General features: G+C 65.5%; 24 protein-coding genes. 9 read left to right on the top strand and 15 right to left on the bottom strand.

Going from position 1 to position 26,267, the window contains the following annotated elements; all coding sequences use genetic code 11:
* Nucleotides 1-10: 10 nt before the first annotated feature.
* Nucleotides 11-1,594, bottom strand: a complete 1,584-nt coding sequence (locus FY549_RS05620; protein ID WP_149084199.1) for an SDR family oxidoreductase — start codon at nt 1,592-1,594, stop codon at nt 11-13.
* Nucleotides 1,595-1,713: 119 nt separating this feature from the next.
* On the opposite strand from FY549_RS05620, the gene FY549_RS05625 reads away from it, so the two are divergent.
* Nucleotides 1,714-2,937, top strand: a complete 1,224-nt coding sequence (locus FY549_RS05625; RefSeq protein WP_259614220.1) for an MFS transporter — start codon at nt 1,714-1,716, stop codon at nt 2,935-2,937.
* On the opposite strand, the gene FY549_RS05630 is transcribed toward FY549_RS05625, so the two are convergent.
* Together FY549_RS05630 and FY549_RS05635 are read right to left on the bottom strand one after the other, a co-directional pair.
* A complete protein-coding gene (locus FY549_RS05630) occupies nt 2,934-3,479 on the bottom strand; it encodes a MarR family winged helix-turn-helix transcriptional regulator (RefSeq protein ID WP_259614098.1) in 546 nt (181 codons plus the stop codon). The two genes, FY549_RS05625 and FY549_RS05630, sit on opposite strands and share 4 nt — an antisense overlap.
* A complete protein-coding gene (locus tag FY549_RS05635; RefSeq protein WP_149084200.1) occupies nt 3,476-3,712 on the bottom strand; it encodes a hypothetical protein in 237 nt (78 codons plus the stop codon). Before FY549_RS05635 ends, FY549_RS05630 begins: the two co-directional genes overlap by 4 nt.
* A 129-nt stretch (nt 3,713-3,841) precedes the next feature.
* Here FY549_RS05635 and FY549_RS05640 point away from each other — a divergent pair, with 129 nt between their 5' ends.
* Both FY549_RS05640 and FY549_RS05645 read left to right on the top strand, forming a co-directional pair.
* Complete coding sequence (locus FY549_RS05640; protein WP_149084201.1) at nt 3,842-4,288, top strand: MarR family winged helix-turn-helix transcriptional regulator; 447 nt, start codon at nt 3,842-3,844, stop codon at nt 4,286-4,288.
* Between the two features lie 69 nt (nt 4,289-4,357).
* Nucleotides 4,358-4,681: a hypothetical protein gene (locus FY549_RS05645; protein WP_149084202.1), complete on the top strand. Its 324-nt coding sequence runs from the start codon at nt 4,358-4,360 to the stop codon at nt 4,679-4,681.
* Between the two features lie 168 nt (nt 4,682-4,849).
* Here FY549_RS05645 and FY549_RS05650 read toward each other — a convergent pair whose 3' ends face one another.
* The 4 genes from FY549_RS05650 to FY549_RS05665 form a co-directional block, all read right to left on the bottom strand.
* Nucleotides 4,850-5,602 carry an SDR family NAD(P)-dependent oxidoreductase gene (locus FY549_RS05650; protein WP_149084203.1) on the bottom strand — a complete coding sequence of 251 codons (753 nt, stop codon included), beginning with the start codon at nt 5,600-5,602 and terminating at the stop codon, nt 4,850-4,852.
* A 302-nt stretch (nt 5,603-5,904) separates the two neighbouring features.
* The gene (locus FY549_RS05655; protein WP_149084204.1) at nt 5,905-6,708 is read right to left on the bottom strand and encodes a hypothetical protein; all 804 of its coding nucleotides are present in this window, start codon (nt 6,706-6,708) and stop codon (nt 5,905-5,907) included.
* 72 nt (nt 6,709-6,780) lie between these two features.
* Nucleotides 6,781-7,500, bottom strand: coding sequence for an RES domain-containing protein (locus tag FY549_RS05660; RefSeq protein WP_149084205.1), 720 nt, complete (start codon nt 7,498-7,500; stop codon nt 6,781-6,783).
* Nucleotides 7,416-8,189, bottom strand: a complete 774-nt coding sequence (locus FY549_RS05665) for a hypothetical protein (RefSeq protein WP_061016786.1) — start codon at nt 8,187-8,189, stop codon at nt 7,416-7,418. The genes FY549_RS05660 and FY549_RS05665 overlap by 85 nt, the downstream gene beginning before the upstream one ends.
* A gap of 312 nt (nt 8,190-8,501) precedes the next feature.
* On the opposite strand from FY549_RS05665, the gene FY549_RS05670 reads away from it, so the two are divergent.
* Entirely contained in the window at nt 8,502-12,203 is a 3,702-nt protein-coding gene (locus tag FY549_RS05670; protein ID WP_061016788.1) for a hypothetical protein, read from the top strand.
* A 46-nt stretch (nt 12,204-12,249) separates the two neighbouring features.
* On the opposite strand, the gene FY549_RS05675 is transcribed toward FY549_RS05670, so the two are convergent.
* Nucleotides 12,250-12,900, bottom strand: coding sequence for a hypothetical protein (locus FY549_RS05675; protein WP_061016790.1), 651 nt, complete (start codon nt 12,898-12,900; stop codon nt 12,250-12,252).
* Nucleotides 12,901-13,164: 264 nt separating this feature from the next.
* On the opposite strand from FY549_RS05675, the gene FY549_RS05680 reads away from it, so the two are divergent.
* The 3 genes from FY549_RS05680 to FY549_RS05690 all read left to right on the top strand — a co-directional run bounded on the left by FY549_RS05680 (nt 13,165) and on the right by FY549_RS05690 (nt 17,265).
* Nucleotides 13,165-15,915 (top strand): NACHT domain-containing protein, encoded by a 2,751-nt coding sequence (locus FY549_RS05680; protein ID WP_149084206.1) that lies wholly within the window; start codon nt 13,165-13,167, stop codon nt 15,913-15,915.
* A gap of 76 nt (nt 15,916-15,991) precedes the next feature.
* Nucleotides 15,992-16,309 (top strand): ArsR/SmtB family transcription factor, encoded by a 318-nt coding sequence (locus tag FY549_RS05685; RefSeq protein WP_061016796.1) that lies wholly within the window; start codon nt 15,992-15,994, stop codon nt 16,307-16,309.
* The gene (locus FY549_RS05690; protein WP_231728787.1) at nt 16,306-17,265 is read left to right on the top strand and encodes a three-helix bundle dimerization domain-containing protein; all 960 of its coding nucleotides are present in this window, start codon (nt 16,306-16,308) and stop codon (nt 17,263-17,265) included. Before FY549_RS05685 ends, FY549_RS05690 begins: the two co-directional genes overlap by 4 nt.
* Here the strand turns inward: FY549_RS05690 and FY549_RS05695 are convergent.
* Genes FY549_RS05695 through FY549_RS05715 form a run of 5 tightly spaced genes read right to left on the bottom strand, consistent with a single transcriptional unit; the run spans nt 17,247 to nt 21,649 of the window.
* The gene (locus FY549_RS05695) at nt 17,247-17,936 is read right to left on the bottom strand and encodes a transcriptional regulator (RefSeq protein ID WP_061016798.1); all 690 of its coding nucleotides are present in this window, start codon (nt 17,934-17,936) and stop codon (nt 17,247-17,249) included. The genes FY549_RS05690 and FY549_RS05695 overlap by 19 nt on opposite strands.
* Entirely contained in the window at nt 17,933-18,796 is an 864-nt protein-coding gene (gene pstB, locus FY549_RS05700) for a phosphate ABC transporter ATP-binding protein PstB (protein ID WP_200838810.1), read from the bottom strand. Before pstB ends, FY549_RS05695 begins: the two co-directional genes overlap by 4 nt.
* 2 nt (nt 18,797-18,798) lie before the next feature.
* Nucleotides 18,799-19,713: a phosphate ABC transporter permease PstA gene (pstA, locus tag FY549_RS05705; protein WP_061016800.1), complete on the bottom strand. Its 915-nt coding sequence runs from the start codon at nt 19,711-19,713 to the stop codon at nt 18,799-18,801.
* Nucleotides 19,713-20,669, bottom strand: a complete 957-nt coding sequence (pstC, locus tag FY549_RS05710; RefSeq protein WP_017201968.1) for a phosphate ABC transporter permease subunit PstC — start codon at nt 20,667-20,669, stop codon at nt 19,713-19,715. Before pstC ends, pstA begins: the two co-directional genes overlap by 1 nt.
* Before the next feature lie 14 nt (nt 20,670-20,683).
* Nucleotides 20,684-21,649: a PstS family phosphate ABC transporter substrate-binding protein gene (locus FY549_RS05715; RefSeq protein ID WP_259614096.1), complete on the bottom strand. Its 966-nt coding sequence runs from the start codon at nt 21,647-21,649 to the stop codon at nt 20,684-20,686.
* 250 nt (nt 21,650-21,899) lie between these two features.
* Between FY549_RS05715 and FY549_RS05720 the strand changes: the two genes are divergently transcribed.
* On the top strand, nt 21,900-23,369 hold the full coding sequence (locus tag FY549_RS05720; RefSeq protein ID WP_149084208.1) for an FAD-dependent oxidoreductase: 1,470 nt from the start codon (nt 21,900-21,902) through the stop codon (nt 23,367-23,369).
* Here the strand turns inward: FY549_RS05720 and FY549_RS05725 are convergent.
* Entirely contained in the window at nt 23,343-24,515 is a 1,173-nt protein-coding gene (locus FY549_RS05725) for an MFS transporter (protein WP_082914535.1), read from the bottom strand. The two genes, FY549_RS05720 and FY549_RS05725, sit on opposite strands and share 27 nt — an antisense overlap.
* Entirely contained in the window at nt 24,512-24,856 is a 345-nt protein-coding gene (locus tag FY549_RS05730; protein ID WP_017201964.1) for an ArsR/SmtB family transcription factor, read from the bottom strand. Before FY549_RS05730 ends, FY549_RS05725 begins: the two co-directional genes overlap by 4 nt.
* Nucleotides 24,857-24,939: 83 nt before the next feature.
* Between FY549_RS05730 and FY549_RS05735 the strand changes: the two genes are divergently transcribed.
* Nucleotides 24,940-26,238 (top strand): FAD-dependent oxidoreductase, encoded by a 1,299-nt coding sequence (locus FY549_RS05735; RefSeq protein WP_096713912.1) that lies wholly within the window; start codon nt 24,940-24,942, stop codon nt 26,236-26,238.
* The last annotated feature ends 29 nt before the right edge of the window (nt 26,239-26,267 follow it).

The following is a 26,267-nucleotide window of genomic DNA, read 5'->3' on the forward strand; positions in this document are numbered from 1 at the left end:
GCTCAGGCGATCACGCCGGTTCAGGCACGTCCTCCTGCGGGACGCCTGAACTCGCGTGATCGCCGGCCTCCGCGGCCGCTGTGATCCGCGCGGCCATGCCGGAGAAGATGAGTCCGTGGAAGGGCAGCACGGCGAGCCAGTACAACCGGCCGAGCAGCCCGCGGGGGAAGAACACGGCACGCTGCTCGTAGCGGGCGCCCTCGCCGTCGGGCACCGCGCGCAACTCGAGCCACGCCTCGCCCGGCACCTTCATCTCGGCGCGGAGCCGCAGCAGCCGCCCGGTCTCGGTCTGCTCCACCGCCTCCACGCGCCAGAAGTCGATCGCATCCCCCACGCGGGCGGCGGTGCGACTCCGGCGTCCGCGGCGCAGCCCCACGCCGCCGACGACGCGGTCCATGAGCCCTCGGACAGCCCACAGCAGCGGTGACGAGTACCAGCCGTTCTCCCCGCCGATCCCGAGGATCACGCGCCACAGCTCCGCGACGGACGCGCGGGTGGCGACCGAGCGCTTGTCCGTGAACACGGTGCGTCCGGCCCAGTCCGGGTCGCTCGGCAGCGGGTCGCTCGGTGCTCCGGTGACCTCGGCGTCCTGCCAGCTGGTCTCGACGGCGTCCGCGTCCACCCGGCCGAGGGCGAGGGCCACGGAACGGCGGTACGGGGTGAGGCCGCCCTCGGGCCGCGGGATGAGCGCGTCGACGGCGTGATCCTTCATGATGCACTCGTTCTGCAGCGACGCGACGAGGGGGCGCGCGATGGACCGCGGCACGGGGGTGACCAGGTTCACCCAGTGCGACGCGAGCTCCGGCGTCAAGACAGGGAGCGCCGCGATGGCGCGCTGCCGCAGCCCGGCCTCCACCGCGTAGCCGTTCATCATCTGGCCGTAGCGCAGCACATCCGGGCCCCCGATGTCGACCGCGCGGTTCACGTCGTCGCCCACCCGCGCGGCGCCGAGCAGGTAATGCAGCACGTCGCGCACGGCGATGGGCTGGATGCGGTTGCGCACCCACTTCGGCGCCGGCATGTACGGCAGCACGTCGGTGAGATGCCGGATCATCTCGAACGATGCCGAGCCCGAGCCGATCACCACGCCCGCCTGCAAGACCAGGGTCGGCACGCCCGACTGCAGGAAGATCTCGCCGACGTGGACCCGCGAGCGCAGGTGAGGCGAGAGTCTCGCGTCGTCCGGATGCAGGCCGCCGAGATACACGATGCGCCGCACTCCGGCCAGGGCGGCGGCGGTGGCGACGGTGGTCGCTGCGCGCTCGTCGCTCTCCTCGAAGCCCTTGCCCGCCGACATGGAGTGGATGAGGTAGTACACGACGTCGACGTCGTCCATCGCGGAGGCCACGGCACGCTCGTCGTCGGCGGACCCCTCGAGGATCTCGCAGTCCTCGCCCCAGCCGAAAGAGGCCGCGCGGGCCGCGTCGCGCGCGAGGACGCGGACCCGATACCCGGCGTTCAGCAGGCGCGGGGTCAGGCGTCCGCCGATATAACCGGTGGCCCCAAGCACGAGCGCGCGGGGTGCGGAGCCGTCGTCTCGGGGGAGCGCCATCAGGGATTCCTCGCGACCGGTGGGCTGGGTGAGCTCGCTCATGCTCCGAGCGTAGATCCCGCCGACGACATCCGGTACGGGCTCGTGCCGGGCTTTCACCGCTCTTCGCGCACGGTCGCGGGCAGCCCCGCCGACGGGGTACGGTCGTATCCGTGACTTCCATCGAATCGATTCGACGCACAGCGGTGGATCGTGCGACGCAGCGCGCGCGTATCGCCGTCTCGGCGCTGTTCCTCACGAACGGCGCCCTGTTCGCGAACATCCTGCCGCGCTATCCGGAGATCAAGGCCGCCCTCGGCCTCGACAATCTCGGCTACGGGATCGCGCTCGCCGCGTTCCCCGCCGGCGCCATCGCGGCGGGACTCCTGGCGGCCACGCTGATCCGTCGCTTCGGGTCGGGGCGTGTCGCGGTGATCGGCACCGTCCTCACGAGCCTCGGTCTGCTGTCGGCGGCGCTCTCCCCGACCGGCCTCCTCTTCGCGGTCGCGCTGTTCGTCGGAGGCGCCTCCGACGCCGTCACCGACGTCGCGCAGAACGCCCACGGCCTCCGCGTGCAGCGGCGGTACGGGCGCTCCATCATCAACTCCTTCCACGCCATCTGGTCCATCGGTGCGGTGCTCGGCGGGGTGATGGCCGCGGGCGCGATCGCCGTGCAGCTCCCCCTCGCGGTCCACCTGGGGATCTCGACCGCGGTGTTCGCGACGGTCGCCCTCGTCGCCCTCCGCTTCTGCCTGCCGGGCCGCGACGACGAGTCGGAGGAGGACGCGGCGGCGGAGCCCGAGGAGATCGCCGGCGCGGTCCGCCGTGGTGTCCCGGCGAGGACCATCGTGGCCGTGATCGCGCTGACCCTCATCGCCATGGCCGGCGCCATCGCCGAGGACGCCGGCAACTCCTGGGCCACCCTCTACCTGGGTGACTCCCTGGGGGCGGCGGCCGCCGTCGCGCCGCTCGGGTTCATCGCCCTCGTCGGCGCGCAGTTCGTCGGGCGTCTGCTCGGCGACCCGATGACCGACCGCTTCGGGCAGCGCTGGGTCGCGCGAGTCGGCGGCCTCATCGCCGCCGTCGGGATGACGCTCGCTCTGCTGTTCCCGAGTGTCCCGGGCACGATCGTCGGGTTCGCGACCGTGGGCTTCGGAATCGCCACGCTCATCCCCGCCGCGATGCATGCCGCGGACGAGCTTCCGGGGCTGCGACCCGGTGTCGGGCTCACGGTGGTGTCGTGGCTCCTGCGGCTCGGGTTCCTGCTGTCGCCGCCGTTCGTCGGGTGGCTGGCGGAGACGGAGAGCCTTCGCGTCGGCCTCGTGGTCGCACCCGTGGCCGCGATCGTGGCGGTGCTGCTCGCGGGCTTCCTGGACGAGCGGCGCCCGCAGCACGGGTCGGACTAGGCCGGCTCTTCCACGAGCTCCGTGCCGCCGTGCTGGGCGTCGGCCTCTGCCGCCTCCTCGATCGCGGCGGTCATCCCGACGAGGAACCGCATGACCACCGCGCGCTCCTCGTCGGAGAGGTCGTCCACGAGGGAGAGCATCCGGCGGTGCATCGCGCCGAGCGTCGCCCGCACCTCGTCGTCACTGCTCACGGTCGGCACGACGATGCCGGCGCGGCGATCGGTGGGATGCGGCTCGCGGCGCGCATGCCCGCCCTTCTCCAGCCGGTCGATGAGCGTGGTGGTCGACGCGGTCGAGATGTCCAGCATGCGGGCCAGGTCGATCGGGCGCACGATGCGTCCGGCCTTCTGTTCGCGCAGCAGGAATCGCAGGGCGACGAGGTCGGTCTCGTTCATGCCCATGGAGGCGCGGGTGCGAGCGCGCATGGCGGTTTCGGCCGAACGGTATCGGCGCAGCATGTTGAGCACGTCGACGGTGCTTGCGCGTTCGCTGTCGGGGTACCAGTAGCCGGAGGCGTGGAACTCGCCGGTGCTGTCGGTCACGCGACCTCTCCTTCGTGGCTGGAACCGGCCTCTCGCTCGAGCATCTCCATGGCGCCCGTCTCGACCTCGGCGGGGATGATCCGCAGCAGGCCGCCCGTGATCGCATCGGTCTCTGCGCCGATGATCTGCTCGATCCGGCCTCGCGAGACGGAGGGGAAGAGTTCCTCCAGACGGGCGAGAAGGTCGGCGTAGCGGATGTACGACGCCTCCTCGAGAGTCAGTCGCTCGGGCATGGCATCCTTTCGGGGGCAGAGATCCATCTTCTCACCTCTGGAAGTCCCTGGTCGTCCAGGAATATCGCTAGTCAGCCTTACTGTCAGACTGTCGAGGTACCATGGGGTCGGGGAAGGAGGATCACCTGCATGGGGAACATCAGCACTGACGTCACGACCTCTGCGCTCGCGCGCGATGTCGATGATTTCCGCCGCGCCGACGCGCAGTTGAACCGACGCCTCGCCGCCCGGAGGGAACCCAACGATACCGACCGTGCGGCGATGCACTTCATCGGCACCGCCCCCGTCGAGAAGCCCGTCACGCCCCGCGACCTCGCCACTTACCTCGGGATCAGCACGGCGGCGGTCACGAGTGTCGTGCGACGGATGTCGGAGCGCGGGCAGATCGTCGTGGCGCCGCACCCCCTGGATGCCCGGTCCAAGGTCCTGCGCCCTTCCCTCCGTGACCTTCACGGCCAGGGAGATGAGCTGGCGCAGCGCGTGGCAGCCGTCGAAGGCGAGTTCACGTCGGAGCAGGTGGCCGTGATCTCGCGCTTCCTGCGGCGTCTCACCGACGAACTCGGCGATCTTCCCTGATCGATTTGATTTAACTAGTTAAACTAGTAAACTATCCTCGTCCAGCTTTTCTGCCACGAGGAGAAGAACATGGGAACGCTCACGTACGCTAACGCGGCTCCGATCGAGGTCGACGACGAGCTGCTCGCTCACCTTCGGGCCGCCACCGTCACCAAGCTCCGTCGCAACGAGCCGTTCGCGCTCACGGTGCAGACCGGGGCCGACCGGGCCGAGACGCTGTGGATCCACGCGTCCATCCCGATCCGTTTCGTCGTCGAGGGAACGGTCGCGCTGCACCGGCCACTGTTGGCTCGCCTCATGCGGGCGGCCGGCTCCACCGGTGGACTCGACCTCACCGACCCCGACCTGTCGCTGGAGGCGGCGTCGCGCGAACTGCACGCGATGAGCGCCTGATAACGGAGGGGTGCAGACCCGCCTCACCGCCTCGGGATCCTCTTCAAGGGCTCTCGGATCCCCGGGCGGTGACGGCTGCGGCGAGAACGGAGCGGGGGCTCTCGATCGCCGACCGCGGCATCCGGCCGCCGGGATTCGGGTTCCCGGCAGCCGGATGCCGTTTCTTCGTCAGAGGGCGGTGTAGCCGCCGTCGACCAGGTGGTAGCTGCCGGTGATGAAGCTGGCGGCGTCGCTCGCGAGGAACACCACGAGGTTCGCCACCTCGTCCGCCTGCCCCAGGCGCCCGATCGGGTGCTTCGACACGAGGAAGTCCTTCGCCTCGTCGCCCATGTTTGCCAGCAGCGGAGTGTCGATGAAGCCGGGACCGACCGAGTTCACGCGGACACCCTGCGCCGAGTACTCGAGCGCAGCGGTCTTCGTCATGCCGACGACGCCGTGCTTGGCGGTGACGTAGGCAGGGGAGCCGGCGAAGCCGACACTGCCGAGGATCGAGGCGATGTTGACGACCGAGCCGCCGCCGTTGGCGAGGATCGAAGGGATCTGCGCCTTCATGTTGCGGAACACGGCGTTGAGGTTGATCGCGATCACCTTGTCCCACGCGTCGTCCTCGTAGTCCGCGGTGGGCGCGGTGGCGCCGCCGATGCCGGCGTTGTTGACGCCGATGCGGAGTGGGGCGAGGGAGTTCGCGAGCTCGACCGAGGACGCGATCCAGGCCGGGTCCGTGGCGTCGCCGATCGACGCCTCCGCGGTGCCGCCGGCGGCGCGGATCTCCTCGACGACCGCGTTCGCGTGCTCCGCGTTGAGGTCGTTCACCACCACGGCGGCGCCGTTCTGCGCCAGCAGCAGCGCGACCGCGCGGCCGATGCCGCTGCCTGCTCCCGTCACGATCGCCGAGCGGTTCGAGACGTCGTACTGAGCCACTTTTCGGGCTCCTTCCCGGGCGGGCACGGTGCCGGGAGATCTTCTCGGACGGTCCGTCCTTCCTTCCAGCCTACGCCCGGAGGACCGAGGTGGATTCATGTGAATGGAAAAAGCAGGGCGAGGGGTGTCAGAATCGCGATGAAATCGGACTAAGTCCGATGTAAAGCGCTAAGTTCACTGCCTCACGAAGGGGCTGATCCGATCATACGGATCGGGTCGGACATCTCGCCTCACGGAGTTCTGAATCCCCATGGCGCGCATCTCGGCGACCCAGCGTTCCCCGTCGGCCAAGCAGGACAGCTCTAGCGTCGAAGCTCGTAACCCTGTTCGTTTAGTAGGTTGATTGCGATCTCGAGCAGCGTCCCAATGAACTCGATGAGGTCTGCAATCAGCTCCTCGTCTGGTTCGTACAGAGCCCCGCCCATCTGAGGCGTAGATGGGGGCGTCTCGATCGCGTGGCGCAGAGTGGTGATGAACTGCCCGTGCGCGTGGGCCGAGGTTATCGCCCAATAGTTGAAGGTCTGCAATGTGGGGCCCGGAACGCGACTCGCTATCTTCCTTGTGATCGAGGAGGGATCGATCAATGGTGCGCTGAGAACGTCTTCCGGATCGGATCCGAGGTTGCTCGCCGTGGTCCTGAGAAAACGTCCGAGTGCTGCTATTCCCTGTTCGGTCTTGTCATCCGGCGTTCGCGCTTTGCGCAGAGCGTTGGTCAGCTTCAGCCCGTGCCTGTGCTCGATACGAGCAATCTCAAGTGCCCTGCGGACTCTAGAAGGGGAATCGGTACCATCCAGAATCCAGATCACCTCCACGAGCCCCTCCATCACAGGACGGAACAAGGTGTAGTCAGCCTGCATATGAAGGAGCAACACGTCCTCTTCGGGGCTGGCGGCAAGCTCCGCCCAGGCGGATACGTGGTCTGCAACGGTGAGGACGAGCCCGGAGACTATGGCATGAGGGATGACGATGTTTCCTGCGAGGGCTTGATCTTCCTCCGCCATCGACCCCTTTCGAACCGTGGGCACTCCACTCTTGATCGCCGCCGCGAAGTCCCGGAATCCTTCGACAGCACCGCTGAGAGTCTGCAAGGTGGAACGCTGTGTCATAGCACTGAGCGTACGGGGGGATCGAGCGTCATCTGATAATCCGAGATCGCAGATTGCCGTCCTGGGGTGGTTCTACTTCTTGACGCGGTAGCCGAGTCTCTTCACGGCTTTCGCGAGGTACACGTTCGCACTGGAGGAGTCCAGTCGGGTGTGCACCAACGGCAACTGCGGGAACGAGTCCTCGGCAGGCGAGAACAGCGTCACCATCGGGCCGAAGTCGATCGATGACACGTGGTAGAGCCCGTCGATGCTCGACCCAAGTTGGTCATGGATCGCATTCGCCCAGTTCCGTGTGTATCGCTTAGGCTCCATCTGGATCGAAGAGGTCGTCCCGTTGATTACAGGCCAGTTGCTGGTGAGATCCAGTAACCGAAGCTCACGCGTCGGACGCCAAGCCGCGAGGGTGTTTCCACGAACGCGCCGATTGATTAGTCGGCCCTTCTGAAAAACCTCGCCGAGAGCTGTCGTAGATCCAGCAGCTGCGTACATCACGCCATAATCAGCATGATGCTGCTGTGGCTCGGGATGCGGGTCAAAGCGCATGGTTCTGATCGGCCCGAAGTGCCGCAGCTCATCCCACGCCTGCGGGTGAGGACCTCTTGTAGCGAAGACCCGCCAGAGGATCCCATCGAATGATCTCAGGTGCTCACGAGCGTCGAGTGTGAGCGGCGCCGGGGGTGTTGCGGGGACTTTCGCGTTCGACGGGCTCACGTGATGTCGGCGTCTTCGAGGATGTCCACTACGGGTGCAGGATCCTTCGCGGCAGCCAGCCACTCGATCGGCGTCATCCATTCCTGGGGGTCGACAGACTCATCGCTCGACCGCAAGTCGTCTTGAGGTGTAGTCATGAAGCCTTCGACGTCGGCCGGATCCCAGTCGGACGGGATCGCTCGGACGAGCAGGGGAAGGTGGGGGATCGTCGAGACCTTTTCGCCGGGAATGAACTGCCATCGAGGGTAGAGGCGGATCCTTCCCGCCCGGAAGCCGTACAGGGTGTTCTTGCTCTGGCGGTGACGCACACTGGAGGCATCGATGCCGAGGAGCGCTGCGACTTCGGATGCGGTGTAGGTGTTGGTTAGGGCGCGCACGTGAGTCTCGCGTTCGAGTTTGGCGAGCCCACCGCTGGTGACGAATGCGGCTGCCTCGGCGAACTCCTCCGGAGTGAAATCGCCGGACTCGATCAGGAAGTCGGCTTGCTGCTCTGTGAGGCCCAGCTCGGTCGATTGACGGTCGGTCATGGCATCGGCGAGCTCGTCGATGAGTGCGTTGAACACGGATACGTCGACGTTTGACGTCTTCGCCACCTGTGCAAGGCGCTCAACACCGGCTTGTACGTCGGTCTTTTCTGGGGCCTTGGTCGCCACGACGAGCTTCGGTTTCCCGTCGAGGAATCGACCTGTCGCGGTGCCGCGGTTCACAGTCGTCTCGCGGGCGGCGACGCGAGCTGAGGAGGCACGGGTGCGACTCTTCTTCACAGCCATCTTGCCTCCTCGTGGCGGCATCTAGTTAGTGCGTACACGCATTATCTTACGCGCGCTTTTGCGTGTATGCATCCCCGTGTGGTGCCGAAGGTGAGAGCGGTCAAGCGCTCCTGGACCGGGAGCAGCGGCGTTGTAGGGGGCATGTCGTGCGCCTTCAAGGCGGCTCCCCAACTCTTGCCACCTTCCTGCCCGGCGCAACGCTTTCAACGCGTAGCAATCAACGAGGATGTCGTTGGCCTACGCTTGAATGCTTGCGTGGGGAAGAGCAAAAACACTCGTAGAAACAAGCGGCCTCGATCTCAACGGTCGGCGGTGAGCACCGTGCAACGGGAGCCAGACGCACTCGAACTGGCCTTGTCAGCGTACGATCCGGACGAGCTCTGGACGTTGATTTTCGCCGCCGCCACGTCCCCGGGCAACAGGCATCGGTCGGTGACATTGGGAAGCAGCTTCGCGGCTGCGCTACGAGCCTCCGCCGCTCCGGCGCCGGACGAGTACCAACCGCTGCCGTCGATCCAAGCACTGTCCGATCTAGCGGCTACCACCTATGGGATCGGACTGGAGCGTGAAGATTTTATCGCCACCGACCCCACCCGAACTGTCTTCCTCGCCGTCGGCGCTGAGCCGCTGCGCGCGGTGCCTGGCCTCACCGAACGGCCGGTCGCCGACCTCACGCGTGCGCTCAGAATGGCGGAAGCGGTAGACGGTCGCCTCCACCGGCGATTTCGATTCGGTATCGCGAACGTGGTGAACGTGGCGATGAGGTACGGCGATTTCTGCGTGCGCCACCTTGCGGACGCATGGGTACCAGCCCCGGACCTGGAGCTCAACGATGAGGTCTCATTGCCGGACGTTGAGTATGAAGCGACGCGGGCCTTCCTCAACCTGGATCCCCTCGACCACATCGAACTCGGTGAGGCTGACAAAAGGGCGTTGGAATGGATGACGAACTCCGCAAGTAGGGCCGCGTTCGACGTGGAGAGTCTCTCCAGTCCGTTCGAAAGGTTCCTTCGCTTTGCTGACACGGCGGGTGGACACCGATGGGTGCCGCCACTCTTCATCCCGGAGATCATGGCTCATGCCGCCCGAGAGCTGGTGTCTGCGCTCGACCGAGACAGCCAAGCACGAAAGGCCCTCCGGAGCTCTTGCCTGAACCAGATCCGTCAAGCCCTGTGGCGTTTCTCCCACCAGTTGATCGAACCCCCGCCCTCCAGCGAAGGCGCCGCCATCCCGCTTCGAGGGATTGACGTTCAGTGGTTGGTACCAGTGAATCCGTCCACTTTCATCGCCGTCTCGGTCATCTACGTCCCCGACCTGGGGGCCTCGCCGCCGCCATACATCGGCTCAGTGGAGCTGGCGAAACAGGTGAGGGCGCAATCCGGCCCTGTGCCGGTGCGGATGGCGGGCGGGCGACGCGGAACCATCAAGTCGGGCGCGGAGGTCATCCCGTTGACGGTGTTCGCGGCGCCCGGTCACATCGCTGTGCCGCAGGCGGTCGGCGAGGCAAAACTCGCGCTTGAAGACCTGACATGGATTGCGGAAACTGCCACGTCCGACGATGATCTTTACGCATTCGCGCGGGATCTGAGCGCTCCCGATTTCCCTGAGAGCTTCGGGTGGGAGGCGATCAACTACTGGGAGCCGTGGAAAGCTAATGGCAAGTCTTTTTTCAAGGGTGGTGTGGTACCCAATGCCGTCTACTTTGAAGCGCACGCGGGCGAGGCCGAGTGGGATCGAGCGGTAGAGCTATCGGATCTCGAAGTGGCGCTCATCGGGGTTGGGCTTCCACCAATTCGAGACCTCCGAGCGGCAGAAGTCGCCCCGGGGCCCGTCGCAAACGTCGCGATAATCGCAGGCGACCCCACGTATGACGCCACCCGCGGTGTCAACACCGCGCCGAGTGTTGACGGGTGGTCGCTCGCTCTCACCGAACCCCCCGTTGCCGTGGCACGGGGGGTTCTAGAGGCAGCATCTACCGACCACCGACGGTTCGTCTTCGACTTATGCGGCGGGCTAATCTACGGCTTCGCTGCGCTTGGTGATCGATGGCGTTCCGCGCACCAGGCGATCGATGTGCCCGGATACGTCCTCTACCTCCACGTATCGGAAGCAGTCCCGGGTGAATCGTCCGGCGTGGTCACGCCGTATCTCGACCCGCATGTGCGTGCCATCGACGAACCGGTCAACGTTTTGTGGCGCATCGATGTCGAGGGCTTCGCCGACTCAGCGAATGGAGATCCGCAGGCGGCGAATCTCCTAACAGCGGACGCAGTGTTCGATCTGCTCCGCGCGGGAGGCATGGATGTCGACACCGCAGCGGCGCTCCGCGACCAGTGGCGCACAGCGAAACCCTTTCTCATCTTGGAGATGAAGCAGGCACGGACCACTCTCAATCACCTGCCTGATCCGTGGCGTCTACGACCCTCTGACGAAAGCCGTATGGTTGCGGCGTTGGGGCGACGACTCCACGATGCCGGCGTTCAACCTGGCGAGTACCGAGCGGATGATGCGAATCGACTTATCCGCGAACATCTTGCGCCCCTTGCTCTCGAAACCCTGACTGAAGGAATCAAGAGCCACGATGGGAGCGAGGTGGTGCTGACGGGTATGGAGCAACTGGCGAGGGTGATGGACAGCGCCATTCATCAGCAAGACGATCTATCCCGAGTCGCAGCGAATCTCTCGACCGAATGGGATCCGCTCACCCGCACGGCCGAACTCTCGGCGGAGACACTTCAGCTTCGTCAATGTAACGAGATCGTGGTGGAAGCCGCCCTGCGCATCCTGGACAAGCCGGCGGCGACGAAGCCGATCACTCCTCAGGCATGGAGCGGTCTCCTTGCCGCCGCAGATGCGTACCTCACCGCGACCACATTGAGCGAGCGGATGTATCACCAAGTCGCGCCCGCAGTCATCACCCTCAGCCCGATGTACGAGCTGACCGTGGACGACGATCCGCATCCCGACGCATCGGCGTGGGGCCTACGAAACGACGAACTGACCCGTGCAGCTGCGGGCATTCGGCTGCACGGCACGCAAGACGACGACTCGCTGCAACAGGCGAACGAAGAAGACCACGTCGAAGATGCGTTCCAGCAGGCATGGGGAGCGACGTCGCAGGACATGTTCTCCACCCTCGCCGCGCTCGCAAAGTGGGAGACGTTTGAGCCAGGCAGGACGACTGCCCACGTCACCGTGGCCGAGGCCACAGTGTGGGTCTGTGATGCGCTGGGCTCGGGCGCGGATGAGTCGCAAAGATCGCGTGTCGAAGCTGCCATCGAGATGCTCACGAGCACGGCCGTCCAGATGCAAGCCGTGGAGTGGAAGCCCTGGCAAACGCGCACTCGGCGCCATCGGCTCCTCGTGCAACCGCTGGTGCAAGATTCGGATGGACGACTCATTGTCAGCCCCCAGTACCTGCTGACCTCCTTTCAGGTCTACTACCGCCACCTCCTCCAAGGGGTTCTTCCCTGGGCGGGAGACGTTCCTCAGCCTGTCAGCAACGCGCTTGCGGACCGCCGTGCGCGCCGCAATATTCGGTTCGAGAGATTCCTTCAGAACCGGCTAGAGGAACTCGGCTACACCACGGTCGCCCGCGTGAAACCCAACGACCACGCGCGGCTCGGCGTGCCGACTCTCACCACCGAGGTCGACCTCGTGTGCGGACGCCCTGGCGATAGCACCATCTGGTTGATCGAGGCGAAGGACCCTGCGTCGGTGCATGGATTCGCTGAGACGGCGCGACAACTGCGCACCTTCTTCCGCGACCAGGTAGGAGACCGCGGGACCAAGCCCAGCTACACAACTCAGCTCGCCCGCAAGGAGAGCGAACTAGCGCCCCACGTCGCGAGCATTGCGACGCGTCTCGGGATCGGCGACCCCCCTGACGGCGAGGAGTTTCACCTAAGCACCCTCTTCGTAACCCGAAACCTCACTCCGGCAAGCTACGTCGACGAGCAGTTTCAGGTTGAGACGGCGACGGAGTTTCTCGCAGCTCGAGGCCACACACATTAGACGACGTGTGAGCGGTGCGCGCTACGCCGTTGCGTTGCCACGAGCTCTATCGCCACTTCTGACCTTCGATAATCCGGGCCAGAGCTGCTACGTCGCCGCCACGCCTGAACCATTCCACAGGGCTGTGCTGACCGTCGGTGACCATGGTCGACTGCGGCGTCGCCATCAGAGCAGATACCGACATCCATCCCTTGTCTTTTACGATGTCGATGATCTCGGTTAGGTGCGGTAGGAGTTTCCCCGGCGAGGAGAGGCTGAACTGCCACGACGGAAAACGCCGGGACTGTGCAACATCGACCATGTACAACTCGCCGCGGTCGGCGGCAGCAAAGAGCGACTCTTCGTCCATATGCAAGAAGCCAGCGGCTGCGGAAGCAGATACGGTCTGGAGCACGCTCGTCAGAAGAGTGCTCGCTACACTCGCGAGAAGACCCCCGCGAGCAACTTCGATCGATGTCGCCTCGAGCGACTCTGGCGTGAACGCCTTGGACTGGATGAGATAGCTGACCTCCTGCGGAGTCAGCTCTTCCTGATCCGCGATCGGTCGCTCTGCGCGGAGCTGGTCAGTCAGCGCTCGAACGATGAAGTCCCCGTCCGCGTTCAACCGGCCGACGGCGTCGACGAACGCCGCGATCGCATCGGTGGATGGCTGTGCCTGCCAAGGGCGGGTTCGTGGCTGGCCTTTGGTTTCATCCATGTGCGACAGCGTAGATGAGCCTCCGCTGGAAGGGGAGGTCTCCCGGGGAATCGACGGCGCGCATCCCATAGAGCCGATGACAGTCGGCGAGATCGCAGACGTCGTCTGCTGGGCCCGGGCGCGCCTGCGGGTCTGGTTGGGGCGCGTTCGCTCGCTACCCAAGAGAACCCCGACGCTATCGAACGCCTCTGCTTGCTTGGTTCAACCGGATGGGAGAACAGCACTGGTGCAGAATGTCACTGGAGCGCCTGTTCGGCGTCGACGTTGACCCGGAAGGACTTCGTGGGCCACTACAACCTCAACCGAATGGGCTGGCAGCAATTCGAGCACATGCTCCAGGCGCTCGCGAAGGCTGAGTTGGGCAATGGTGTCAGGCCGTTTGGTTCAGGTAGGGACGCGCAGCGCGACGCTACGTTCGACGGCCGCGTCGACTTCCCGGTCGGGGCGGGCGCGAAATGGGATGGCTACGGCGTCATTCAAATGAAGTACAACGAGAAACCGGTCTCAACGACGGCTGACTGGCGGTGGTTCCTTGACGAGGTCCGCTCCGAGCTGCGTGGCTGGCTCGTAAAGAAGAGGGTCGGCGAGAAGACGCCGGAGTACCTGCTTTTCTCCACCAACGTCGTGCTGACCGGGACGAAAGACACTGGCGGTCGTGACCAGTTCGACCAGCTTCTTGCCGCCAACGCAGAAGACTTGGGGCTGCGTGGATGGTACGTGTGGGACTACGACGAGATTCGCGTCATGCTCGACACCCACACGTCTATTCGACAGCGATACCTAGAGCAGATCGTCACCGGCGACTTTCTTGCGCAAGTCGCCGAATTGCTCCCCGAGAAGACGGCTCTCGAGGCGGATCGGCTCGCTGGGCACGCCGTCGCCGAGCTGATCAACCGGCAATGGGTTCGAACGGGCGATGCGGGGTACAACGATGCGTCGAAAGTGACACTCGCGGACATTGCAATCGATCTGCCCTTCACGGCGGGCGTGACCGCGGACGCGGAAGGCCAGTCGCGGAGGATGACCGCCGCCGAGACGGTGCGCATCGGCGACCTCCACCTGTCAACCACCGCCGGCCGTGGGCCCCATGGGGTGGTCATCGTCGGAGGCCCGGGTCAGGGCAAGAGCACGATCGCCCAAGTGATCGCCCACACGTATCGTGTCGCCTTCCTCGCTGACACGAACGTCGAGGAGTACGGCGAGAGGGCTAAGCGCGCCTTCGATGGCCTCGACACACGGCTCAGGAAGGCGGGTATCCCGAACCCGCAGAAACGTCGATGGCCGTTCGTGATCGAACTGGCGAAGGCGGGGGCCGTGATCGCATCCTCCCCGTCGACGTTTTCGTTGCTCACCTACATCGCCGATTCCATACTGATTCGGGGGAAGAAGTCGGACCCGAGTGCGTTGCTGGACTGGTTGCGCACCTGGCCGTCATGCCTCGTGCTCGACGGCCTTGATGAGGTGCCTGACGCGAAGATCCGCAGCCGGCTCATCGAGGCGGTCACAGCGCTGGTGAGCGAGCTGAGCTCGGAGAAGGCGGACGTGCTCTTCGTCGCCACAACACGCCCACAGGGGTATCGACGGGAGTTCGACGACGCGTTTCCCTGCACGCAGATCACCCTGTCTGAACTCACCGAGACGGAAGCGATCAGCTACTCGGAAGCTCTCACCGCGTTGCGGGCAGCCAATGATCCAGACCTCGCTGAGCAGGTTGCACAAAGGCTCATCACGGCGGTCCACGAACGAGTCACGCAACGACTGATGACCACACCGTTGCAGGTGACGATCATGACGGCTCTCGCTGAAGAGGCAGTCGACCTTCCGACGGATCGATTCGAGCTGTTCGACCGGTACTATCGCGTCGTCTACGACCGTGAACTGGCGAAAAGCGAAGCCTTCACGGAACTGAAGTCGCTGCGCCCCCACATCGACCATCTTCACGAGCAGGCCGGGCTCAAGTTGCAGGCACGAACTGAGCGACCAGGGAACTCGGACGCTGTCCTCACGAAATCCGAGATCTCGCGTATTCTTCGCCACCGGCTCAGCTCGGCCGGATTCGAAGAGAGTGAATCGGAGTCGATCGCGACGACCCTCCTCAAACTTTCGACGGAACGACTGGTCATGCTCGTCTCTCCGAAGACATCGAAGTACGAGTTCGAAGTGCGATCGTTGCAGGAATATATGGCGGCTCGCGCGATCACCGATGGTGACGAACAGGTCGTCTTGCAGAACCTGCGCGAACTCGTTCCATCGAGTCACTGGCGCAACACGTGGCTGCTCGCGGCGGGACGCCTGCTGAAGCGTCGAGAGCACCTCATCGATGACGTCATCGACATCGTCGTTCGATACGACATTCAATCTGCCGAGTCGCCGATCACAGCCCTCGGCGCGAGCCTCGCTGGCGACCTCTACCTAGACAACTTCGGGATCGAGTTCCCGGCGACACGACGCAAACTCCTCAGCGCCGCTGTGAACCAGTTCGCAGATCTCGCTGATGGCATGCCGGCCGGCGTTGCGAACCTTCTGGCGACTGCGTTGGAACAAAGCGAGCGAGAGCACGCCATCGTGCTTGATGCCCTGCACGAGCTCAGCCGCGAGAACCCGTCCAACCTTGCCACCCGCGCATTGAGCGACAATCGCACCGGTATGTCAGATCTCGCCAAGCAGGCACGAACGACGTTGACCGAGGGTCGGAAGTACATTAGACCCGAACCCGGACCGATCCACGCTGATGCGGCGATCCTCGCACGTGCTCTCGCCCGGGCATCCAACCCAGGCGCGGAGGTCCTACTCCTTGTCGAGCAACTGCAGACGCCTGGTGCTGTCTGGCGGGGACGTTCGCTCGGAGTCTCGGTCGACATGCTGATTGCCCTTGAGAGAGACGCCGCTCGCCCCGCCCTTGCAGCTGCCGCGAAGAGCTTGTCTCAGAGCAGCCCGGCAAGCGCCGCCCTCAGTATCGAGCTCCTCCGGTTGCACGCCGCGTCGAAGCTTCGAGGCGACACGTTCGCAAAGTAGTCACACCGCCGTCGCGCACGACTCAAGCACAAGCACAGCTGAGAAGCACGCAACGTTCGGCAACTAGAATCATGCCGTGACCGCTCAGCCTGCACCGAAGCCTCGGCTCGGAGGTGCGCTCGAGCGCGGTGCGGCCGAGGAACTTGCCCGCACGCTGCGAGCTGTCGCCGACCCGACTCGCCTGCAGATCTTGAGCATCATTCTGGGATCCGCGGACGAACGTGCGACTGTCGGGCAGCTGGCGGACATGCTCGGTTTGCGGCAACCAACGGTGACGCACCACGTCCGGATACTCCTTGATGACGGGTTCGTCACGAGGGTGCAGGATGGCAAGCTCGGATGGATCTCCGTCCATCCCGAGCGTCGTGCCGCGGTCGAAGATTTTCTCCGATGAGCGAGAAGCACACGCACCGTGTCGGGCGACCACTCGACGAGCAGGCGGCTCGGGATCGCGCGGTGCAGGTCGCAGTACTCGGTAACCCCGAGACCCTGCGCACCCTGAGCGCCTTGGCATCCGGTATGCACGAATCTGACCTTGCCGGCGAACTCGGTATCGATTCCACCGGTGTCGATCAAGCGCTCAGGTCATTGCAGATGGCCGGTCTCATCCGGCGCGAGAAGAGCGATGCATGGATGCCAACGATCGACGCGTGGGTGCGTTTCGGACGTCTGCTCAGCAGCGATTCTCTGACAGCGGGATCCCCAGAGAATCCCGTGATGGCGCTTCCTCGTGCGGTTGGCACCGTGGTTGAAGACCTCGCGTATCGCTTCAGTTCTACGTTCAGTCGAGAAACGGTCGCAGGATACGTCGCTCAAAGCTATCGGCTGCTGAGCCAACGGACGCGGGTCCGTGAGCACCTGTTGACGATGACGGCGCGGTACGCCGCGGACCGCCTAGACGCTCTCGCCACGGCCCAAGGCCTGGTACTACGGGACACCCCGGAGGTGCTATTCGTCTGCGTGCAGAACGCTGGGAGGTCGCAGATGGCGGGGGCGTTCTTGCGGCATTTCGCGGGCGGACGTGTTCACGTGCGCACCGCCGGGTCTGCTCCATCGGACACAGCGCATCCTCGCGTGGCTGCGGCGCTGAGCGAAGTCGGGGTTGAGCTGTGGGGCGAGTTCCCCAAACCGCTCACGGATGAAGTCGTGCGTGCGGCGGACTACGTCATCACGATGGGGTGCGGCGACTCGTGCCCGATTTTCCCCGGGCGACGCTACATGGAATGGGATCTCGCCGATCCGCTCGAGCTCGATGATGTCGGTCTTCGCGCCGTGCGTGATGAGGTCCGCTCACGGGTTCTTGACCTTCTTCAGGAACTGGGCATCGAGGCTCAGGAGGCGAGCCGGTAGCCGGCGACGCGGACAGTTTCGATCAGCGCCTGTGCTGGTGCGAAGGCGGCCAGTCGCGAGCGGAGTTTTGTCATTGCTACCCGCACTGAGGCGTGGGGATCTTCGAGGTCGGATCCGAAGGAAAGTGCTAGAGCGTCGATGCTCACACTGTCTGGGTAGGCGCGGATGATCTGATGCAGCAGCTCGAATTCTCGTGCGGGTAGCAGCAGCGCGTGATCTTGCCAGCGCAGGCTTCTGTGCGAGACGTCGAGCGTCAATTCCCCGATACGCAGTGTGCGATCTGGAGGGGCGGATCGTGGATGCAGCCGTGACACTTCGCGCAGTCGGTCCGGGGTGACGGGGAGTCGGACGGTACCGCGCACTCCGGCACTCATCGCCGCTGCGATTGTCGCGGTTTCCGTCGCATCGGAGATACCCAGGAATAGGGCACCGTCGCACACGGGACCCGCGATCTGGATGATCGCGGCGAGCTTCTCGAATGGTTCTCCGCTGCCGAGGACGAGGGATGCGTGATGGTCGTGCGCGAGGTCAGCGAGCGCTTCGACGACTTCTGCGTGGACGGTAACGGGGACTCCCGCATGGCGGAACTCGGCAAAGCTCCCGCGCAGTACGTCGGGTCCGCGTCCGTGGAGCACGAACCGCGGGTTCCCATCCCTGCCGGTGTCGGTCATCCGAATCGTCCGCTGATGTAGTCCTCGGTCCGCTGGTCTTGTGGCTGTTCGAAGATGTTGCGGGTGAGGTCGTATTCGACGAGCACGCCGGTGCGGTCACCGGTGCTCTCGTCGGCGAGGGCGGTGAAGAATGCGGTGCGATCGGCCACGCGCGCTGCCTGCTGCATGTTGTGGGTGACGATGATGATCGTGTAGTCCTTGCGAAGCTCGTGCATGAGGTCTTCGATCCGAGACGTGGCGATCGGGTCAAGGGCGGAGCAGGGCTCGTCCATCAGGATCACGTCGGGTTGTACAGCGATCGTCCGCGCGATGCACAGGCGCTGCTGTTGACCGCCGGAGAGGCCGAACGCGGATTGCTTGAGCTTGTCCTTCACTTCGCCCCAGAGGGCGGAGCGGGTCAGTGCCTCTTCGACGAGGTCGTCCATGTTGTCGACTTTCATCCCGGTGACCCTAGGGCCGTAGGCGATGTTGTCGTAGATCGATTTCGGGAACGGGTTGGGCTTTTGGAACACCATGCCGATCCGCCGACGGACCTCGATCGGATCCACGGCTTTGGCGTAGATGTCCTCGTCTTGGAAGAGGACGGTGCCTTCCACGCGGGCACCGTCGACGAGGTCGTTCATGCGGTTCAGGGAGCGCAGCAGCGTTGATTTTCCGCATCCGGAGGGGCCGATGAGCGCGGTGATCTCGTTACGCCCGAACTCGAGGTTGACGCCGGTCACGGCCCGGAACTCGCCGTAGTACACGTTGACGTCTTCGCAGCGGATCAGGCCACTGGGGGTGGCGGCGAGCCGTCGTGTTTCGGCGGCATGGAAGTTCGTGTGCGTCGCTGTCGCGGCGCTGCCTGTGGGAGTGCTCATGGTTACCACCGTTTCTGGAACTTGTTGCGGATGAAGATCGCGAGCGCGTTCATCAGGATGAGGACGGCGAGCAGCAGGATGCTGGTGGCGCCGGCGAGTTCGTGGAAGCCTTCTTGCGGGCGGCCGGTCCAGTTGAAGATCTGGATCGGCAGCGTGGTGTAGCCGCTGAGGAGCCCGTTCGGGTCGAAGGTGATGTACACCAGCGCGCCGAGCACGAGCAGCGGGGCGGCCTCCCCGAGTGCGCGGGAGAGCGCGAGGATGGAGCCGGTTGCGATCCCGGGAACGGATGCGGGGAGCACTTGTCTCCACGTGGTCTGCCATTGTGTGGCGCCGAGTGCGAGAGATCCGTCGCGAATCTCTCGCGGGACCGCGCGCAGTGCTTCTCTGGTCGCGATGATGATCACCGGCAGGATGAGCAGTGTCAGGGCGAACGCCCCGCCGATGACGATGTTCTTGTTGGTGACGCCGAGCATCGAGAGGAACGCGAGCGCGAGGAGCCCGTACACGATCGAGGGCACTGCGGCGAGGTTCTGCACGTTGAGTTCGATGAACCGGTTGAACCACCGCTTCCGGTCGGCGAACTCTTCCAGGTGCACGGCGGCGGCGATCCCGAGCGGGAGTGTCATCACGGCGGTCGCACCGATCGCCCACACGGATCCGAGGATGGCGGGCCGGGCTCCGGCCTCGTCGGGGTCGGCGGAGGGGAAGTTGAACAGCAGCGCCGTGGAGAGCTTGTTCTGCCCGGTGAGGAAGATCGTGATCAGAAGGGTGATGAGCACCGCGAACGCGACGAACAGGGAGAGCCACAACAGCAGCAGGAACGCCAGTGCGCTCGGGCGCATCTCACCGTTGCGGCCGGTCGCGATGGGGGCCGAAGCGCGCAACGGCTGCGTCGCGGTCGTCGAGGTGGGGGACATCAGTAGGCCTCCCGGAAGCGGCGGACGAAACGGATGCTGATGAAGTTGATCAGCAAGGTGATGAGGAACAGCAGCAGCCCGACCGCGAACAGGGTGTTGTATTCGAGGCTCCCGACCCGGGAGTCGCCGAGCGCGGCGTTGGCGATGAATCCCGTCATCGTCTGCCCCTGATCGAGCGGGTTGGTGACGAGTTGCGCTTGGTTGCCGGCGGCGATGGCGACGATCATGGTTTCGCCGACCGCTCGGGAGATGCCCAGTACGACGGCCGCGACGATCCCGGACAGGGCGGCGGGGAACACGACGCGGAGGGTGGTCTGCATCCGGTTCGCCCCGAGCGCGGCGCTGCCCTGGCGGAGCGCCTGCGGGACAGCGGACATGGCGTCTTCTGCGATCGACGCGATCGTCGGGATGATCATCACACCCATGACGAGGCCCGCCGCGAGAACACTGAACGCCCCGGTTGGAAGGTGAAGCCAGTCCCGCAGGACGGTGCCTTGCACGAACTGCAGGGCGAAGAACCCATACACGACCGTGGGGATGCCCGCGAGGATCTCGAGCAACGGTTTGAGAACCTTGCGGACGCGGGGGCGGGCGTACTCGGCGAGCAGCGTTGCAGCCCCGAGCCCGAACGGCACCGCCACGAGCAGCGCGATGAGCGTGGTCCACAAGGTCGCGGTGACCAGAGGCAGCACGCCGAACGACGCGTCCGCGAAGCGTGGCGCCCACCGGGTGCCGAACAGGAACTCCAGGACCGGGACCTCGGCGAAGAAGCTCAGCGACGGGATAAGCAGCGCGATGAGGATCCCCACCGTCGTCACGACGGTGACGGCTGCAGCCAGGCGCAGGGCGAGCTTGATGAGGAACTCGCCGGGGCGGCGGCGGCCGGCGAAACTGCTGGCGGGGGCAGGGGCCCGGCCAGAAGCCGGACCCCCACGCCGTTCAATGATGGCGGTCATGGAGCGTGCGGTGCTCAGCCGAGCGAGGCGAGCTCGTCGGTGGCGGTGGTGACCTGGTCCTCGGTCAACGGCACGAACAGTGCACGCTCAGCGATCTCCGCGGAGTTGGCGACGTAGAAGTCGATGAACGACTTCACCTGCTCCTTGTCGACGTACGAGGCGTTGTTCACGTAGATGAACAGGGGGCGACCCAGCGGGGTGTAGGTGCCGTCCTGCACGGTCTCGGTGCTCGGCATCACGCCGTCGACGGCGACTGCCTTCACGACACCTTCGTTCTCTTCGACGTAGCTGAGGCCGAGGAACCCGATCGCGCCGACGTCTCCCGCAACGCCCTGGATGGTGATGTTGTCATCTTCGGAGGGGCTGTAGTCGGTGCGGATCGCACCGTCTTCGCCGTTGATCTCCTCGGTGAAGTAGTCGAACGTGCCCGAGTCGGTGCCGGCGCCGAAGAGCGTGATGGCCTGGTCGGGGAAGCTGGGATCGACCTGGTTCCAGTTCGTGATCTTGCCCTCCGCCTCCGGCCCCCAGATCAGGTTGAGCTGCTCAACGGTCAAGTCCTCCGCCCAGTCATTCTCCGGGTTCACGATGACTGACAGGCCGTCGTTGGCGGCGACGATCTCGGTGTACTTGATGCCGGCGGCCTCGCAGTCCGCAGCTTCCTCGTCCTTGATCGGACGCGACGCGTTGGACACATCCGTCTCGCCGGCGCAGAACGTCTTGAAGCCACCACCGGTACCCGACGTCGCGACCGAGACGTTCACGCCGCTCTCCTCATCGCGGAACAGGTCAGCGGCGGCCTCAGTCAGCGGGGCGACGGTCGACGAACCGTCGGTGTTCACCGAACCGGTCAGTCCGCCCCCGCTCGCGCCGGATCCAGAGGTGTCACCACCGGAGGGCTGCCCGCCGCACCCGCTCAGGGCTAGTGCCCCGACCAGGACCAATGCGGTGGACGCGAAGATCTGTGCTGTGGACTTTCGCACGTGTGCTTCCTTCATCTCAGGTATTCGAGGGATGAAGCAGCCGAGTCGCCGCTTCACATAGATGCTTGTCTATCCGACGTAGTTATAGAAGGCTATCTATATGAACGTGAGGTGAACGGCGACGAAAGGGTTCGTTGATCTTCCCGCCCGGGTGTCGGATCGTGCCGTGATCGACGCGATGATCAGGTGCGCGGATGTCGCGCGTCGTCAAGGCTTCGCGGGCGGCGAGATCTCGACAGAAAGGACTCACATGCACCTGGTCGTGATCGGAGGAAGCGACGCGGGAATCTCCGCGGCGCTCCGTGCCCGAGAGGTGGACGAATCCGCTGATGTGACGGTCGTCGTTGCCGATGCGTACCCGAACTTCTCCATCTGCGGCATCCCTTATTACTTCTCGCGGGAGGTGCAACCGTGGCAGTCCCTCGCACATCGCACGCTCGCCGATCTGGAAGCGGCCGGCCTCCAGGTGCGCACCAACACGCTCGCGACAGGCATCAGCGTCGACGCCCGCACCCTCGCGGTGCGGACCAGCGATGGAGCGGGGTCCGCCATTCCTTACGATGCGCTCGTCGTCGGGACGGGTGCATCCGCGTCGACGGCGGGTATCCACGGGACCGACCGGCTCGGGCCTGCGGACGGTGTGCATACGCTCCACACGATGGGTGACACCTTCGCTCTTGAGAGCTACATCGATGAGCATCAACCGTCGACGGCGATCATCATCGGCGCGGGGTACGTCGGCCTCGAGATGGCCGAAGCGCTCACCATCCGCGGACTCCAGGTCACGCAGCTGCAACGCGGACCCCAGGTGCTCTCCACCCTCGACACGGAGCTCGGAGCGCTCGTGCGCGACGAGCTCCACCGCAATGGCGTCACGGTGGAAACGGGCATGCAGGTGCACGATATCGGTCGCGACAGTGGGCTCCTTGCGGTCCAGGGCACCCGCGACGGTGCCCCGTTCGTGCGTCGCGCCGAGCTGGTCCTCGTCGTGGTGGGTGTGCGCCCCAATGTGGAGCTCCTCACCGGAATCGGGGCACGAACCGGAGCCGGCGGCGCCGTCATCGTGGACGAACGGATGCAGACAGGGATTCCGCAGATCTGGGCGGGCGGGGACGGTGTGATCACCCGTCATCGCCTTCTCGGCGACACGTATCTTCCGCTCGGCACGACCGCGCACAAACAAGGGCGCGTCGCGGGCGCGAACGCGGTCGGCGCCGATGCGCGATTCCACGGCAGCCTGGGAACCCAGGTCGTGAAGGTGTTCGACCTGGTAGCTGCACGCACGGGCCTTCGCGATCACGAAGCCGAGACCGCGGGGCATCGGCCGCACAGCCACACCGTCACTGCCGACGACCACAAGCGCTACTACCCAGGCGCCACCCCGATCCATATCCGTGTGACCGGAGACCTTGAATCGGGGCGTCTCCTCGGCGCGCAACTGGTCGGATCGCGCAGCGCCGAGATCTCCAAGCGCGTCGATACATTCGCGACCGCACTGCACCACAGCATGTCCGTAGATGCGATCAGCGACCTCGACCTGTCTTATACCCCGCCGCTCGGCTCCCCCTGGGATGCGGTGCAGATCGCTACCCAAGCGTGGAGCACGTCAACCCGCGCAGCGGGATCGACGATCCCCGCCCACGCCGATACGTCGCGCAGTTTGGAGGCGGACGGCATCGACGGGGCGGAGAGATCAGGTGAAGCGGGCGAAGGTGAGTGACAGCCCGGCGAACCCCACAGCAACCCACGCCATGGCGGAGTACGACCCCGTCGCCACCGCGATGAGTGGGCCGAGCGCGGGACCGACCGCACCGATCGCCGTGATCGGTGCGGCGAAGACACCATTGATCGAGCCGTAGTTCCGGGTGCCCCACCGGTCAGCGACGGCAGAGCCCTGCACAAGCGTCTGTGCACCGCGCACGGCTCCGACCCCCACGCCGATACTGATGAGCAGCCACGGCGGGCCGGGCACGATCGCGATCAGAGCAAGCCCGATGGCGCTCAGCCCTGCCGTCGCCGCCAACGCCACCCAGGGTGCGGCGGTGTGTGGGACGGCGACATACAGCAGTCGGCCGATCACCTGGCCGGCGCCGAGCAGCCCCAGCGCCCATGCGGCGAGCTCGTACGTCATCCCCTTCTCAGTGAACAGCGGAATGATTGCGAGTGTGACGCTGAACAGCGCCGCCGCCAGGGTGAGCATCGACGCCTCGAGCATCCAGAAGCGTCGCGTGCGCACCACGCTCGCCACCGTGTGGTGATCGGCCGATGCACCATGAATGACGGGTGGCCAGGACGACTCGAGGAAGAACCAATGCAACGGTGTGGTCGTCACCACGAGGACGACGGCGAGGACAAGAAACACCGACCGCCAATCCATCATCGACAGCAACATGGCGACGAGGGGAGCAAAGACGGTCGACGCCAATCCTCCCGCGAGGGTGAGGATCGTCATTGCACCCCGGCGGCGGTCTCCGTACCGGCGAGCAATCACCGTGAACGCGGCCTGGTACAACACCGCGGCCTGCGCGGTCCCCGCCACGATCCACCCCGCCGTGAACACGACAAGATCCGGCGCGGCCGCCACGATGACCAGCCCACCCGCACCGACGATGCTTCCCACGGTCATGATCATCCGAGGCCCACGCTCGTCGAGCCAGCGCCCGACAACGACGCCCGCGATCGCCGAAGCAACGAGTCCACCCGAGAACGACAATGTGACCAGCACCACGGGCCACCCTGTCTCGTCCGCGATCGCGGGCGAGGCGACGATCAACGCGTAGAACAAAATGCCCCAGCTGATGACCTGACCCAGCGACAGCGCGACAAGCCGACCCCCGAACCGGGAGCCCGCGGCCCGAGCGGTCACACCGAACGAAGAGTGTCCGCGGCGGCGTCCAGCGCCCCGTCGGTGATCGCGAAGTACGCCCACTTCCCTCGCTGCTCGCGGGTGACGAGCCCCGCGTCGGCGAGCAGCTTCATGTGGTGCGACACCGTGCCCTGCGACAGTCCGACCGGAGCGGTGAGGTCGCAGATGCACGCCTCCCCACCGTCACCGGCGGCAATCAGCGACAACAGGCGCACCCGTGTCGGATCCCCGAGCGCTTTGAAGACCCGTGCGACGCGCTCCGCGTCCTCGACCGTGATCGCTGCTGTCACCCGAGGGGCGCAGCAGGACGTCGAGGTGTCGAGGGTGGCAGGAAGACTCATGACACCAGTATCGCACGCATTGACAAACTTCGATAGGAGGAGCAGGCTATTCATATTGAAGTTTTTCGATTTGAGGAGATGTGATGAACGAGCTTCCCGTCGTAGTCATCGGCGCCGGCCCCCAAGGGCTTGCTGCGGCCGCCCACCTGACGGAGCGAGGCATCGCCGTGACGGTCGTTGAGCGAGGCGATGGACCAGCTGCTGCGGTGTCCGAGTGGGGACATGTGCGCCTGTTCTCCAGCTGGCCGGAACTCACCGACACGGCCGCGCGGCGTCTGCTGGAGCCGACCGGGTGGACCGCACCGCACTCGGGTTACCCCACGGGAGCCGAATGGGTCGCCGGCTACCTGGACCCGCTCGCCCGCGTCCTCGGTGACCGCGTCATCTACTCGACCACCGTCACCGGTGTCGCCCGCAAAGGCCGGGACCTGATGGTCGACAGCGGCCGCAAGGGGCAGCCGTTCATCGTGCACACCCGGGACACGCAGGGGGCAGAAGGTCGGATCTCCGCGCGCGCCGTCATCGACGCCAGCGGCACATGGGCGCTCCCGAACCCTGCCGGGGCGGACGGGCTGCCCGCGCTCGGCGAGCGGGCCGCGGCCGCACGGATCTCATACCGCATCCCGGAGGATGTCTCCGCGTGTGCGGGGCAGCACCTGGTCGTGATCGGTGCCGGGCACTCCGCGGTGCATGCCGTCCTCCGGCTGAGCGAGTTGGCGCGCACGACCCCAGGCACCCGGGTGACGTGGCTGCTGCGTCGCGGCACGACGGGCAACGTCTTCGGTGGTGGAGCGGGCGATGAATTGCCCGAGCGTGCAGCTCTGGGCACTCGAGCGCGCAAGGTGATCGAAGCCGGTGTTGTCGACGTGGTGACGGGCTTCCGCGTCGCCGAGTTCCACGACGAGGCGGCGGGGCTGCGCATCGTCGCGGAGAACGGCAAGGAGGTCGACGGGGTGTCCCGGGTGTTCGCGCTGACCGGGTTCCGTCCCGATGTGAGCATCCTGTCGGAGATGCGCATCGATCTGGATGCGTCGCTGGAGGCGGTCGCCGGGATCGCGGAGGAGATCAACCCGAACGTCCACTCCTGCGGATCGATCGGCGCCACCGGGGCCCGCGACCTCACCCAGCCGGAGCCAGACTTCTTCATCGTCGGCGCAAAAAGCTACGGCCGCGCCCCTACCTTCCTCGCTCTCACCGGGTTCGAGCAAGTCCGCAGCGTCGCCGCGCACCTCGCGGGCGATCATGCAGGAGCCGAGCGCAACGAGCTCATCCTTCCCGACACCGGCGTCTGCGGCGGATCCGGAGACTTCGACGGGGCCGGAAGCAGTTGCTGCGCGGCGCCGGTCATCCAGCTCGAGCCCACCCGCGTCGCCGTCGGCTGACCGGCAGCTCGAGCCACCACCCAGCGCCC

The organism is Microbacterium sp. 1S1, from assembly GCF_008271365.1.
Taxonomy (GTDB): Bacteria; Actinomycetota; Actinomycetes; order Actinomycetales; family Microbacteriaceae; genus Microbacterium.

What these genes read in the sequence shown, in the direction of transcription:
- FY549_RS05695 (WP_061016798.1), bottom strand. Translation starts at nt 17,936, where the DNA reads ATGACCGACACCGGCAGGGATGGGAACCCGCGGTTCGTGCTCCACGGA.
- FY549_RS05730 (WP_017201964.1), bottom strand. Translation starts at nt 24,856, where the DNA reads ATGAGTCTTCCTGCCACCCTCGACACCTCGACGTCCTGCTGCGCCCCT.
- FY549_RS05640 (WP_149084201.1), top strand. Translation starts at nt 3,842, where the DNA reads ATGGGGAACATCAGCACTGACGTCACGACCTCTGCGCTCGCGCGCGAT.
- pstA (WP_061016800.1), bottom strand. Translation starts at nt 19,713, where the DNA reads ATGTCCCCCACCTCGACGACCGCGACGCAGCCGTTGCGCGCTTCGGCC.
- FY549_RS05620 (WP_149084199.1), bottom strand. Translation starts at nt 1,594, where the DNA reads ATGAGCGAGCTCACCCAGCCCACCGGTCGCGAGGAATCCCTGATGGCG.
- FY549_RS05660 (WP_149084205.1), bottom strand. Translation starts at nt 7,500, where the DNA reads ATGGATGACGCCGATCGAGTGGCTGGCTGCCGCGAAGGATCCTGCACC.
- FY549_RS05720 (WP_149084208.1), top strand. Translation starts at nt 21,900, where the DNA reads ATGCACCTGGTCGTGATCGGAGGAAGCGACGCGGGAATCTCCGCGGCG.
- FY549_RS05735 (WP_096713912.1), top strand. Translation starts at nt 24,940, where the DNA reads ATGAACGAGCTTCCCGTCGTAGTCATCGGCGCCGGCCCCCAAGGGCTT.
- FY549_RS05645 (WP_149084202.1), top strand. Translation starts at nt 4,358, where the DNA reads ATGGGAACGCTCACGTACGCTAACGCGGCTCCGATCGAGGTCGACGAC.
- FY549_RS05635 (WP_149084200.1), bottom strand. Translation starts at nt 3,712, where the DNA reads ATGCCCGAGCGACTGACTCTCGAGGAGGCGTCGTACATCCGCTACGCC.
- pstB (WP_200838810.1), bottom strand. Translation starts at nt 18,796, where the DNA reads ATGAGCACTCCCACAGGCAGCGCCGCGACAGCGACGCACACGAACTTC.
- FY549_RS05665 (WP_061016786.1), bottom strand. Translation starts at nt 8,189, where the DNA reads ATGGCTGTGAAGAAGAGTCGCACCCGTGCCTCCTCAGCTCGCGTCGCC.
- pstC (WP_017201968.1), bottom strand. Translation starts at nt 20,669, where the DNA reads ATGACCGCCATCATTGAACGGCGTGGGGGTCCGGCTTCTGGCCGGGCC.
- FY549_RS05655 (WP_149084204.1), bottom strand. Translation starts at nt 6,708, where the DNA reads ATGACACAGCGTTCCACCTTGCAGACTCTCAGCGGTGCTGTCGAAGGA.
- FY549_RS05675 (WP_061016790.1), bottom strand. Translation starts at nt 12,900, where the DNA reads ATGGATGAAACCAAAGGCCAGCCACGAACCCGCCCTTGGCAGGCACAG.
- FY549_RS05690 (WP_231728787.1), top strand. Translation starts at nt 16,306, where the DNA reads ATGAGCGAGAAGCACACGCACCGTGTCGGGCGACCACTCGACGAGCAG.